Here is a 12997-nt window from a genome sequence, read left to right as displayed (position 1 = left end):
CTCCCGTTAAAAAATAGCTTGACTGTTGGCTTCCTAGTTTTATATATATAATTTGGGGAAGCTACCACCCAAATTCTAATCTTTTAGTTAAAAATTAGCTGCTCAATATTACAATTTTGCAATTTAAATTGAATTAATTTATACCAAATAGTAAGTATTAATATTGATGAATTAAATGAAAGTAAAGTTGCGAAAATGGGCACACGATTTCTACCAATGCCAGCCATAGAGTAATTAGCCATGACTCAAGCCTTAAGCAAACTGGTTACATTTGACGAATTCGTTGCTAAATATCCAGATAACACAGGGAAACGTTATGAATTACGTGATGGAGTCATAATTGAGATGCCCCAACCTACAGGCGACCATGAAGAAATTGTTGTATTTCTATCTACAAAAATCACTTTAGAATATAGTCGCCTCAGCCTACCCTATGGCATACCAAAAACAGTATTAGTTAAACCAGTTGAGAACGAATCAGCTTACTCGCCAGATGTCCTACTCTTAAATCTTCCGAATTTAGTTAATGAACCTCTGTGGAAAAAAGAATCAACTGTTACTCAAGCAGCATCTATTTCTCTAGTGGTTGAGGTGGTGAGTACAAATTGGCGTGATGATTATCTGAAAAAATACGCCGATTATGAACAAATGGGAATTCCTGAATACTGGATTATTGATTATGCTGCACTGGGTGGTAGAGAATTTATTGGCAAGCCCAAACAACCTACTATTTTGGTTTGCGCTTTAGAAGAAGGTGAGTATCGCGTTAGTAAATTTCGAGGAGATGACCGTATCCAGTCGGCAACTTTTCCACAGTTGAATTTGACCGCAGAGCAAATTTTTGGCGCTGGGACGACGATGTAAGTAGTTGCACAAAAATATTTATAGTCATTGCGAGCAAAGCGTTGCAATCCCAACCGCAAGCGAATTGCTTCATTCGCAATGACATTGTGTAATTAATTTTGTCCAAGTACTTAAAATAATACGAATTAATTTAATACCAAAGGATGGGATGTGCTTTAGCGACCCCGAAACCTTGAGCATAATCAACACCGAGTGCTTTAACTCGTTGGAGAATAGCGTCATTTTCGACAAATTCAGCGATCATTTTCAGTCCCATAACATGACCGATGCGGGTAATCGCTTCTACCATCGCATCATCTACAGAATTCTCGATAATGTTTTTAACAAATCCGCCGTCGATTTTCAAATAATCTACTGGGAGGGTTTTAAGATAGGCAAAAGAAGACATCCCGCTACCAAAATCATCTAAGGCAAAACGGCAGCCGCACTGTTGAAGTTCACGAATGAATTGACTCGCTTTTGTCAAGTTAGTGATCGCCACGGTTTCTGTAATTTCAAAACAAATCAATTCTGGTGGAACTTGATATAAACTAAATTGCTGATGCAAAAAGTCAATAAACTTCTCATCGTTGATACTAGTACCTGACAAGTTGATGGCATAAATATTCTTGCTGTCGTTTGCTACCAATGACCAATGCTTAAAAAGAGTGCTGATCACCCAACGATCAATTGTTGGCATCAGGTTATAGCGTTCGGCTGCGGGAATAAATGCCATCGGTGCGACTATATTACCCTTTTCGTCTCGCAAGCGTAACAATATTTCGTAATGATTTTCTGGTGTCGCTGTGGAGGTAATGGCCGCAATGGGTTGGGAATATAAGCAAAAGCGATTTTCTGCTAACGCCTTGTTAATCCTTCCCACCCACTGCATTTCACCACGCTGTTGTAAGAGTTCTTCATCGTCAGACTGAAAAATATGAACGCGATTCCGTCCCTTATTTTTGGCGGCGTAGCAAGCAGCATCGGCATGGCTGAGGAGATTAACTCGGTTCTCACTGTCCGCTTTAATTTCTACCAAGCCAATGCTGACACCAATAGAAAAAACATTATCTTGCCAGACAAACCGAAACTCTTGAATAGTCTCACGTAATATATTACTAACCCCTATGGCTTTCTCTAGAGAACATTGGTAAAGTAGCACACCAAACTCATCTCCGCCTAGTCGTGCTAATACGTCTGTCTGGCGGATTTTAGTTTGCAATAGTGTTGTGACTTGCCGCAAGAGTTCATCACCGGCTGCATGACCGCAGGTATCGTTAACAATCTTGAATTGATCCAAATCCAAATAGCATAAAGCGTGTTGTAAGTTTTGTGTTCTGGCGCTAATCACTGCTTGTTCTAAGGATTGCTCAAACTCGTGGCGATTTACTAACCCAGTTAGAGAATCGTGACTCGCTTGCCAAGAGAGTTGACGGGAGAGGTTGCGGTTTTGGGTGACATCATGAAATACCATGACTGCACCGACAATTTGATTGTAGCGATCGCGAATTGGAGCAGCTGAGTCATCAATGGCAATTTCGCTATCATCACGGGTCATCAAAACTGTGTGATTTGCCAAACCAACAATCTGTCCTGATTTTAAAGCTTTTTCTACGGGATTTTCTGCTGGCTCTCGTGTCGTTTCATGGAAAATTCTAAAGACTTCTATTAGAGGTAAACCTTGTGCCTCTTGCTGATTCCAACCTGTAAGCATTTCGGCGACGGGGTTAAAATACTCAATTTTGCCCATTGCATCTGTAGTAATCACCGCATCTCCGATGGAATGTAAGGTGACTTGCGCCAATTCTTTTTCATGAAAGAGTGCTTCTTCCATTTGCTTGCGTAAGCTGATATCTTTATGAGTCCCTGCCATCCGCATGGGATTACCATGTCGATCGCGGGTGACAACTTTGCCGTAATTGGCAATCCATTTCCATTGGCCGGATTTAGTTAGAACTCGATAATCAAAGTTATAAGGATGCTCGCTATCTTGAAAATGAGTGTTCAAGGTTTCCATTACCCAAGGCTGGTCTTCAGGATGAATCAACCCCTGCCAAGTGTTAATATTACCTGGGAGTTCTCCCACGCTGTATCCCAGCATTTCCAACCAGCGAGGACTAAAATAAACCTCGTCAGTGAGAATTTTCCAGTCCCATAAACCATCACCAGAGCCTTCGAGTGAGAGTTGTAGCCGCTCTTCACTTTCTTTTAGAGCGCTTTCTGCGTGTAGCCGCTTGGTGATATCCCGAAAGCTGAAAACTCGTCCGACGGGGCGATCGCTAATCCACTGCGGGCGAGTATATAATTCAAAAACCCGACCATGCTGAAATTCCCAAACATCATAAGTTTCATAGTTTGGGCGGTTAAACATTTGCTTAGTCGCTAGCAAAAATGCTTCCGGGTTTTGGAGTTGACTGGCAAGAAAAGACAACATGGGCTGTTCCTGTCCCCATTTCATCGTTTTGAGTGCCGAGTCTGGAACTTGCCACATTTGCATAAATTGAGTATTGAAGTTGGTTGTTTGCCCTTCGGCATCAAGAACGAGAATGCCATCGGCAGTGGATTCTAGGGTAGCCTGAAGCAATGAGTTAAACTCTAACAAGTGATGATTTGTTTCTTTTAACTTGGTTGCTTGCTGCCAAGCAAGTTGAGCGAAGTAGAGACCTAGCGTCACAAGTAAGCTCAGTATTAATCCCTCTAGCAGTACTAAGCTAGCTACTGGAGATAGCAGCAATTCAACTTCATCGGTAATATTTGATAGCTGCTTAATCAATATATTCTTGCAACTATTTATTGCTTCCCAGAGGAAGAGATTTGCAGTTAGAACCCCAAAACCAATACTGAAGGCAAACCATTGTGGCAGACGATCAACTCTCCCAAAAGCTATAAGTTGGAGGCTAACCCCAACCATGAGCAAACCTATTGCGGTCGGAACCGCTACGCCTGTGAGATATCCCCATTTGTAGTCTGTGATTGCATCACTAAGGTAGCCGAGTAATGTTACAAATCCAATGGCGATCGCTGCTGCTGATGAGAGTCCGGCGACTATTAACAAACGCCTTCTCGTCGTTATTTCACATAAGCACAGCGTTCCTAGACCCAATAGAGTCAACCCTAATGCTGTATTGGGGGATGAACGACCAGGCAAGGGACTGTCAACTTTAATCAAAAATTGGTGGATAGGTTCACTGATTTTCAAGGTGCTGTTTGATTTCGGAAGACTGTCTGTCAGGTAGTCTTGTATAAACAGTTGGTCAATACCAAAGTTGACCTGAAAGATATATTCAGCTAAGGTCAAGCCGCTAATTAAAATAACTAATAAGCTCAATCCGGCTGCCAGTCGTCGCCACCTTTTCATCAGTGCCAATAATGCCCAGCCATTTAGCGAAAATGCTAAAGCAGTGTTGTAACATATAGGAGGAGAATCTGTCAGAATTTGGAGCAGGGCACTAAAGTGAGTATGCCATGCAAGCATCACTGCCAATCCCAAAATGACACTGAATCCTCCGACAAGGAATGCCATGATTTGGGACGCTTTAGTAATAATTTTTAAATTAGATGAATCACTCATAATTTTTATTAATTGCACGATAAGATTTTTAAATTTAAATTTATTTTATATTTATATTTAATATTCCTTAATTACCACAAAATTAATTAAGTTGTTACTTGATATTACTCAAATACTAAAAAACTTCCCCAGAGAAAGTTTAAAAAAGTTTTTGAGCTATTGAACCACTCAGACGAATTTAGATCCCCGACTTCTTGAAGAAGTCGGGGATCTGGGCAGCAACTTTACTTTATAAGGTCGTGACTCTAACCCGATTTTTAATTACGAATTACGAATTACGAATTACGAATTACACTCAGTACTCCATCTAATGACCAATAATTGTTGGCGTTTGCTGCAAATTTGTCTGATAGACTTTAACTAATCGCTCAATACCTTTGAAACGATAATCTCCCATTTCTTGAAAGTCTGAAGGCAGTGAAAGCATTTTATGAGTCGCTTGACTAATCACGCATTCACTAGGGGGACAAACTGCTTCCATGCGAGCAGCAAGATTAATTGTCGCGCCTAATGCAGTATAGTCTACCCTTTGAGAACTGCCGACATCTCCCACAACAGCCTTACCGCTATTAATCGCAATGCGTAATTGTAAAGGTTCGTGCCAAAAACCGTTGGCATTTAGATGTTCTAGACGAGTGAGCATTCCTTTGGCAGCAGTAACAGCGCGATCGGCGTGATCTGCTTGCGGTTCTGGAGCGCCAAAAAATGCCATAATACAGTCGCCAATATATTTATCTAAAGTGCCGCCGCAAGTAAACACTTCTTTGAGCATTTCTTCAAATAAATTATTTAATAGTTGAGCGATCGCAGTTGGTGTTAACCGTTCCGAAATTGCCGTAAAGCCCACCAAATCTGCAAACAAAATACTAATTTCGCTCTCTGCGGGCGCTAAACGACCACCTGGTAAGCCACCTACAGAGATCAGCTGCTGCACAACTGCTGGAGAATGATAGCGTTCTAGTCGGTGACGAATCATCTCTTCGGTTTTGAGTTTTTCTACCAGTAGCCAACGTTGCACACTAGAAGCGACAAGGTTTGCTAAAGCTGAAAAAAAGCTGAGTTCTTCCTCGCCTTCATTTGCCCAATGGTAAGAAGAAAGATTGGCATCGGCATAGAGTACGCCCACAACTTTATTTTCATCCCATAAAGGCACTGCCATCGCGCTGCGAATGCCTTTAACTAAAATACTCTGTTCGCTAGCAAATCGTTCATCCTGATGGGTATCAGCGGTTTGAATGACAACTTTTTCGTCAAATACCTTTTGACAGATACTTCGACTAATCCAACTGCCATCTGAGGGGAGATGTTTTTGTTGAGAAATATTTCTGGTGGCAGCGTTCACTAACTCTAGTTGACCGCAACTATTAACATCAATTAATAACGCCAAGCGTTCGATACTATCAAGATAACGAAAAACTACTTGCTGTACTTGAGAAAAAATCTCTTCTATAGATGCTGCTGCACAAAGATTTTTAGCAATATCTACTAAATCTTTGAGACGGGCAATGGTTTTATCCTTATTGCTGATATTACCATCTTTGCTATCAGCTGCAATCCATTGCTGTTGTAATTGTTCAACATTGTGCAGAATTGTTCTCTGCTCATTATTTTCCGAAATTCCAGGATACTCAGGTGCGGGTTGGTAGACAGGGCTTGTGAGTAGCACTACCAGGCTAACATTGCCCAGCCAAATAATGTCACCGTGATGTAACTCTTGGAGACAGGTTACAAAATTTTTATTGACTTGCGTCCCGTTTTTGCTGCCCAGATCCTCAATAGTCCATACACCTCCAGCCGTTTTCACTAGGCGAGCATGGTTGCGGGATACTCCCGCAAAAGGTAAGTACAAGTTACATTCCGGCAAACGACCAATTGTGAATATATCTTTATCAACTGCGATCGTTGTCTCCGTATCTCCTTCTTTTAGACGTAGCTTGAGTTCAGTCATGAGTGTGATCCATCAAAGCTAGAGGTGCAAGCAACTCTCAGGTAAGTTATACCCTACAGGTTAACCTTCACCTTTTCTTTATGACACTGTTAACTACATTCCGACAAGTGTATGTGACGGATATTACATTGAAAGAGGCTATTTTGTGGAATTTTTAACCGAACTAACAAGGAATTGGGCATTGGGCATTGGGAATAAAGCTCGTTTCCAGCCTTTAGGCTGGAAACGAGCTTTTAAAGGGGTTTGGTCAATGTAAACTACTCAAAAACTGCCTGAAAAGGCTATTTAGAGAGCTTATTGTACTTGTTGTATGGGGAAAGCACCGGGTTGGATAGCGATGTTAAGATTTTGCCCATTCCGACGTAATTCCATCCGCAAATCGCCCCCAACTTGGCTATTTTCTACTACCTTTTGGACACTGCTAGCATCTGTGACTGCTTGCCCGCCAAGTTTTTGGATCACATCACCAGCACGTATCCCTGCTTTGGCAGCTGGTGAATTTGGTACAACTTTCACAACTAATACACCTTTATCTTCATTCACACTCAAGCCACTATTGGGATCTGAGTTGATATTTTGTTTTAGTTGAGGTGTTAACCCTACCATCTGAATTCCCAGATAAGGATGTTCTACTTTACCTGTAGCTATTAGTTGACTAGAAATGCGTTGTGCTGTGTTGATAGGAATCGCAAAGCCTAATCCCTGTGCCCCTTGGATAATGGCTGTATTCATGGCAATTACCTCACCACGATAATTTAGGAGGGGGCCGCCGGAATTTCCAGGATTAATCGCTGCATCAGTTTGAATATACTCTACTCGCTTATCGGGGGCACCGATTTGATTGCTACTACGTCCGGTAGCACTGATGATGCCAGTAGTTACTGTATTATCTAGTCCAAGGGGGTTGCCGATCGCGATCGCCCATTCTCCTGGTTGCAGTTTATCTGAGTTACCTAATGCTACTAACGGCAGATTATCTGCCTGAATCTTGACAACAGCAACATCAGTCAAGTCGTCTTTTCCTAATACTTTTCCTTTAAAGCTCCGTCCATCCTTGAGTGTAACTGTTACTGTATCAGCACCATCAACTACGTGAGCGTTAGTCAGAATACGACCATCAGCACTAATAATAAAACCTGAACCAGTCCCCCGCTCTACCCGATTCTGTTGTTGTGGCATTTGAGAGCCAAAGAAGCGCTGAAAAAATGGATCGTTAAATTCCTCTGGTATCTGGGCTTTTACGGTTCGGGAAGAATCAATTCGCACCACAGCCGGGCCAACCCTTTGCACCACCTGGGTAACAAAGTTAGGATCTGTGCCAGCGGCTAATGGAGGGGCGGCACTGACTCGACTCACTGCTAAATTAGATGCACTTTCAGATACTTGCTGAGAATGTCCAGCCATATAGCCGCCGGCTAATGTCATACCCGATCCCAGCAGCACCAGTGATAGAGAGGCAGCAGCCTTTTTCCAGGGCGCTCGATTGTGGTATTTGACATCAGCAGTGTTGGATAAAATGCTATTTGATGGGTGTTCTCCATCACGAGATTGGTTTTGCATTGCTGTCTGGAAGGATATTTATATGTATTACTAATGTAGATATGATTTGTGACAGTTTTGTTGCGGAGGTATTGCGTTGTTGTGAAAGCTTTGGTATTTTATTAAACCGTATTGGAATATACTCCTTCCTAGGGGCACACAGTTGTCAGGAGTGTAAACTTAGAGCTAGGGCGGTTTCTAATCGCCAATTTCGCGTTAACTTGACTGCGTGTTCCATACCATGCCTAAAGGAATAAAATGGCACAGGGAAAAATCTTACTGAAACCTGGCACTTTATGGACAAGTGTTAAAGAAAAAACTGAATATGCTTTGCAATGCGGGGCGCTGCTGTCGATTCCGACAGAATTTGAATTTGTCGAACAGGATGGCGTGGGTTTTTTGGTGCGGATTTTATCTAACCTGAATCGCAAAAAAGCAGCTAAGGAGAAACAGGAAAAACAATCTGCTATCTCTGGTCAAGAGTTTAATCCTTTTTTGCCTTATGAAGAGGATTTATTTGTAGCAGATATCTCTGATACTCATGTATGTATTTTAAATAAATATAATGTTGTTGACTATCACCTGCTTATTATTACCCGCGCCTTCGAGGAACAGGAAAGTTTGCTGACTCTGGAAGATTTTGCAGCTATGTGGGCGTGTTTAGCTGATATCGATGGTTTAGCATTTTACAACAGTGGCAAAAGCGCAGGTGCTAGTCAGCGACACAAACACTTGCAATTAGTACCATTACCACTTGCATATTCAGGGCCACAAATACCAATTGAACCTTTGTTGACAGCAGCACAATTTCAAGACTCGAACGCAACTTTAGTAAAGCTTCCTTTTGTACACGCTTTCGCGCCACTAAATCCTCATGGGATGGAGTCGCCATTCACAGCAGCCCAAGCAACGTTGGAAGTTTATCGCAGTTTGTTAGGGGCTGTAAGTTTGGATGCAGAGCAATGTGGTGCTTACAATATGTTAGCGACAAGAGAATGGATGTTAATCGTACCGCGATCGCATGAGCATTTCCAATCTATCTCTGTTAATTCATTAGGATTCGCTGGTGCTTTGTTGGTGCGAAACACGACTGAAATGGAGATTCTTAAAGCCCAAGGGCCAATGACCATTCTCAAAAAAGTTGCTTTATCTTAATCAATTTTTTGTAGGAGTGTTCCAAAAAATAAACGATCCAAAACCCGTCATTGCGAGCGTTCGTGAAGCGTCTCGTAGAGAAGCGAAGCAATGACAATTGGGCATTTTTTTTACTTGGAGTACTCTAGTAGACATCTGGTGAAAAAGTAATGTCGAGACGCTCTCTTTTCATCCTTTTATTTTGGCTAAGGTATTGTATAAACACGCTCTTTATCACTTTGCGATCGCTGAAAGTGCTTGCTGTGAAACGCAACCTGCGGCTTTAATTAAATTGGCTGCTTTGTTCTTGTAGCCAAATCTCAAATAGTTCATTCAGCAGCCGCACTTTCATAAATTCATCCAGTTGTGCGGGAATAAATTTTTCCAGCCGCAAAATCACGAACCAATCAGCAATGCGAGTAGGGGGCAATATCTGACCTGGTTGACTGCTAGAAAGCATTTGCACCATCACCGGATGTAGTGCATTCAGTTCAATTGGGCCCACTAAGCCGCCAGTTTGGGATTCTGGCCCGAGTGAGTATTCCCGCGCCAAGTCAGCAAAGGAGTTTTCTTTTGCCTGAATCCGAAAATAAAGTTCTTGGGCAATTCCTATATCCTGGGTTCGCAGTAGAGAATAAATTACTTTGTCTAGTTTCGCCTTGGACTGGAAAAAATAGGATTCGAGTTTATTACCCCAAGTGGCTTGCTTGAATTTTTCAATTTTCAGCTTCCGAGTGGTAATAACTTCTAGTTGTTCGGGAGTCAAGCCTTGATGTGCCATCCAAGCCTGGATGTCTTCTTCACTTTTGAACTGTTTTTCAGCATAAAACTGCTGTTTAGCTTGGGCTAATTCCTCCGGTGTACATTGTATTGCTATGTTCGTAGAGCGTGAGTTTTGCTCTATCGCCTCATCGATGATTAATTCTCGCTTCAACTGTGGCAACATTTGATAATTTGCCAGCAAGGAAATTAGTTCACTTGCTGTAATTGTACGATTACCGATTTGGATCGCTTCAGTCATTAGCTTTCGGGCATCTTAAGAATATCTAGTACAACAAGGCAAAAGTAAAAAGAAAGAACGCTGATTTTGTAGGATGTCTAGCAATTTTAAATGGGTGGCTTATTTCCACCGTGACGTACTAGTACCGCAGGGCGGAATTAAAAATTAAAAATTAAAAACGAATACAGCATGAGGGTTTTATTGATTTGGAATGGGTGGTTTATTTCCGCCGCACTGTACTAGTTTGTTAAAGAAGCTAAACCATAGCCTATTTATTAGGAGCTTTTGTCTCAATCTTACCGAGTTCGGTACACTAACCTCACTTTTTCAATAATTACATACTTTAAAATATACAATTTATATATGTTTTTATGAGGAATTTTACGTACAAATGACAAAATATACAGTTGAACTGTCTATCTTAGTATACAGGCTAATTGCTACCACCCAAACATTATTGTCTTTGATCGTTGCCTTGATTGCCAACGTATATTTGTTAGTTGTTGTAGTCTTAGTCATCTGCAACAACTAAAAAGTAGCGATCGCCTGTTGCTAAATCGGAGGAACGATGTAATGTCCAATGTGGCTGTATTATTACCCTCAGATGCTATGGGTGTATTGTTTCCTTAGTAAAGCAGAAGTTGATCTCAGTATCCTCCTCGTTTCAAAACTGATTATCCGAAATGTGAACCAAGGAACGACAGTATCCCGCAACCAAAAAATCTAACGTCTACAACGACTCCAAATAGCTCAAAAGATCCGCCATCTCTTGGGTGCTAGGTTGGAATTTTGGCATTGGCGGGGTTTCGCCACTGATTACCTGATGAATCAATCCATATTGAGACTTATGCTTGGAAACAGCTTGCAAACTGGGCCCTACTCGCCCGTCTGCTTCCAAACCATGACAACCAGCACAGTTAATTTGAAAGATCGCGTGTCCTTGAACTGGGTTTCCTGTTAGGGATAAAACACTCTTGACATAAGGATCGGAGGCTTGAACCAACTGAACACCAAAAAAGCCCAAAGGGATTGATAGCAGTATGGCCAGCGTCAATAAAACGATGCGCTGAATCAAAATTTCAGGTTTGGTAATCTGGTTATCCAAAAGGTTTGCGGTGAAAGTCTAGGTGTGCTAAAAAGTTTTCATTTCCTACACATAGCTTAAAAGTTCTTGATCGTGTCTGCAAGCACAGAAGACTATTTTTTTGTGGGCAGTCGCCTTCAAAAAGTCTGTAAGACGCAGGATTCATACTAAATTTGGTAAAATCAAAAACAGGCAACGAATATTTAATAATTACAAAGAGGAGATTTCCAGTGGTTGAACCCCTGCTATCAGGTATTGTCCTTGGTCTAGTTTTCGTCACCCTCGCCGGACTGTTTTACGCTGCCTATAAGCAATACAAGCGTCCTAATCAGTTGGGCGGTTGAGGAGTTAGGAGACGCGATTAATCGTGTCTATACAGGATTTAGGAGTAGAGACGCGATTAATCGCGTCTCTACAGGATTTAGGAGGAGTTATTCACTCAGCACTCAGCACTCCTGAATTATTTGCCTGTAAGTTTTGACTCCGAAATTCTGTAGAAAGTTAGTGATGTGTTGCCATAAAGTTTCTCGCGGCAAATTTCCCAAGAGGGAATCTCTGGCGGTGTCCAACCTTGTGAGGCGTGTTCAACTGCAATTTCGCCACTAGGTTCTAAAAGTTGATAGTGAGCGATCGCTTCTAATACTGGCTGGTACAATCCACTGGCATAAGGTGGGTCAAAGTAAATTCTATCGAATTGCTTGCCTGATAAAGTCTTTAAGTGCTGCGTAATATCTCCCCGCAATATCCGAAATTCTTGCTCGTCGGTATTAGCTACCTGCTGCCAATTTTGTTGGATAGTGGCACAGGCTCGGCTCGATTGTTCAATTCCTACTACCAGGCTGGCTCCCCTACACAAAGCCTCTGCGCCCATTGAACCAGTACCGGCACACAAATCTAGCCAGCGACAACCTGCAATTTCTCCCTGCCAAATATTAAAGACTGCCTCTCTTACCCGCGCACTGGTAGGTCTAGTTTCTTTACCTGGTAAAGTTTTTAGTTGGCGATTTCCGTAAATTCTCAGGCTCATTGGTTATTAGTCATTAATCATTGCTCATTATTGAGCGAGCGAACGCGAACAGCGTCTCTAAGAGTTGCCGTTGGCGTAGCCTCTTGTAGAGAGAAGTATTGGTCATTAGTTTTAGACAAAAGATAAAGAACAAATGACAAAAATAGTATTAGGCAGGAATTTTTTCGCGGACTTGAGCAACAAAATTAGACAGGATTTGCAATCCGATATTAGAAGATTTTTCGGGGTGAAATTGAACTGCCATCAGGTTTTCGCGAGCGATCGCAGCTGTGACGGTTTGAGTACCGTGGGTGACGGTTGCTGCACGGATTAGGGGGTCTATTGGGTCAACATAGTAAGAATGGACAAAATATACCCAAGGATCGGACGGTAAATGCTCCCACAAAATACTTTTTGCCTGAGTCATTTCCAGTTGATTCCAACCCATGTGAGGAATAGTAATGTCGGGTTCTGGACGAAACCGGCGCACTTTTCCTTTGATAATTCCTAGTCCTGGTTGGGTACCTTCTGCGCTTGATTCAAAGAGAATTTGCAGTCCTAAACAAATTCCCAAAAAAGGTTTACCAGATGCGATCGCTTCTTTAATAGGTTGTTCCAAACCACGCGCTCGCAGGTGTTGCACTGCTGGATCAAATGCTCCCACTCCTGGTAAGACTATTGCATCTGCTTGCTCTAATTCCTTTGGAGAATAAGTAACATTAGGAGTTGCCCCAGCTTTTTCCAAGCCTTTACAGACTGAGTGCAAATTTCCCATCTCGTAGTCTACGACCGCAATTACTGGCATTTACCTGCTCCTTGTAAATTTATTAATGGAGGGTTTTTCTATTCTAAATAATATTTGTTATGAAGAA

The 12997-nt window shown here is 41.9% G+C and carries 11 protein-coding genes; 4 read left to right on the top strand and 7 right to left on the bottom strand.

Annotated elements, in window-relative coordinates; all coding sequences use genetic code 11:
- Positions 1 to 240: 240 nt before the first annotated feature.
- Positions 241 to 864 (top strand): Uma2 family endonuclease, encoded by a 624-nt coding sequence (locus GTQ43_RS11145; RefSeq protein WP_265272666.1) that lies wholly within the window; start codon positions 241 to 243, stop codon positions 862 to 864.
- 130 nt (positions 865 to 994) lie between these two features.
- On the opposite strand, the gene GTQ43_RS11140 is transcribed toward GTQ43_RS11145, so the two are convergent.
- From GTQ43_RS11140 to GTQ43_RS11130, 3 genes are all read right to left on the bottom strand, one after another.
- Positions 995 to 4414, bottom strand: coding sequence for an EAL domain-containing protein (locus GTQ43_RS11140; protein WP_265272665.1), 3420 nt, complete (start codon positions 4412 to 4414; stop codon positions 995 to 997).
- Positions 4415 to 4721: 307 nt separating this feature from the next.
- Positions 4722 to 6362, bottom strand: a complete 1641-nt coding sequence (locus tag GTQ43_RS11135) for an adenylate/guanylate cyclase domain-containing protein (protein ID WP_265272664.1) — start codon at positions 6360 to 6362, stop codon at positions 4722 to 4724.
- A gap of 294 nt (positions 6363 to 6656) precedes the next feature.
- Positions 6657 to 7922 carry an HhoA/HhoB/HtrA family serine endopeptidase gene (locus GTQ43_RS11130; RefSeq protein ID WP_265272663.1) on the bottom strand — a complete coding sequence of 422 codons (1266 nt, stop codon included), beginning with the start codon at positions 7920 to 7922 and terminating at the stop codon, positions 6657 to 6659.
- Positions 7923 to 8159: 237 nt separating this feature from the next.
- Here GTQ43_RS11130 and GTQ43_RS11125 point away from each other — a divergent pair, with 237 nt between their 5' ends.
- Positions 8160 to 9056 carry an ATP adenylyltransferase family protein gene (locus GTQ43_RS11125; RefSeq protein ID WP_265272662.1) on the top strand — a complete coding sequence of 299 codons (897 nt, stop codon included), beginning with the start codon at positions 8160 to 8162 and terminating at the stop codon, positions 9054 to 9056.
- A 262-nt stretch (positions 9057 to 9318) separates the two neighbouring features.
- Here the strand turns inward: GTQ43_RS11125 and GTQ43_RS11120 are convergent, their stop codons facing one another.
- Positions 9319 to 10056 carry a peptidylprolyl isomerase gene (locus tag GTQ43_RS11120; protein ID WP_265272661.1) on the bottom strand — a complete coding sequence of 246 codons (738 nt, stop codon included), beginning with the start codon at positions 10054 to 10056 and terminating at the stop codon, positions 9319 to 9321.
- 370 nt (positions 10057 to 10426) lie between these two features.
- On the opposite strand from GTQ43_RS11120, the gene GTQ43_RS11115 reads away from it, so the two are divergent.
- A complete protein-coding gene (locus GTQ43_RS11115; RefSeq protein WP_265272659.1) occupies positions 10427 to 10567 on the top strand; it encodes a hypothetical protein in 141 nt (46 codons plus the stop codon).
- Positions 10568 to 10765: 198 nt separating this feature from the next.
- On the opposite strand, the gene GTQ43_RS11110 is transcribed toward GTQ43_RS11115, so the two are convergent.
- Positions 10766 to 11140 carry a c-type cytochrome gene (locus GTQ43_RS11110; RefSeq protein WP_265272658.1) on the bottom strand — a complete coding sequence of 125 codons (375 nt, stop codon included), beginning with the start codon at positions 11138 to 11140 and terminating at the stop codon, positions 10766 to 10768.
- A gap of 209 nt (positions 11141 to 11349) precedes the next feature.
- Here GTQ43_RS11110 and petG point away from each other — a divergent pair, with 209 nt between their 5' ends.
- Complete coding sequence (petG, locus tag GTQ43_RS11105; protein ID WP_063721252.1) at positions 11350 to 11463, top strand: cytochrome b6-f complex subunit V; 114 nt, start codon at positions 11350 to 11352, stop codon at positions 11461 to 11463.
- A gap of 116 nt (positions 11464 to 11579) precedes the next feature.
- Here petG and rsmD read toward each other — a convergent pair whose 3' ends face one another.
- Both rsmD and hisH read right to left on the bottom strand, forming a co-directional pair.
- Complete coding sequence (gene rsmD, locus GTQ43_RS11100) at positions 11580 to 12146, bottom strand: 16S rRNA (guanine(966)-N(2))-methyltransferase RsmD (protein WP_265272657.1); 567 nt, start codon at positions 12144 to 12146, stop codon at positions 11580 to 11582.
- 148 nt (positions 12147 to 12294) lie between these two features.
- Positions 12295 to 12930: an imidazole glycerol phosphate synthase subunit HisH gene (gene hisH / locus GTQ43_RS11095; RefSeq protein WP_265272655.1), complete on the bottom strand. Its 636-nt coding sequence runs from the start codon at positions 12928 to 12930 to the stop codon at positions 12295 to 12297.
- Positions 12931 to 12997: the final 67 nt, after the last annotated feature.

It is taken from the genome of Nostoc sp. KVJ3, assembly GCF_026127265.1.
GTDB lineage: Bacteria > Cyanobacteriota > Cyanobacteriia > Cyanobacteriales > Nostocaceae > Nostoc.
The sequence above is the reverse complement of the archived record's forward strand: the minus strand, read 5'-3'. Positions and strand labels throughout refer to the sequence as shown.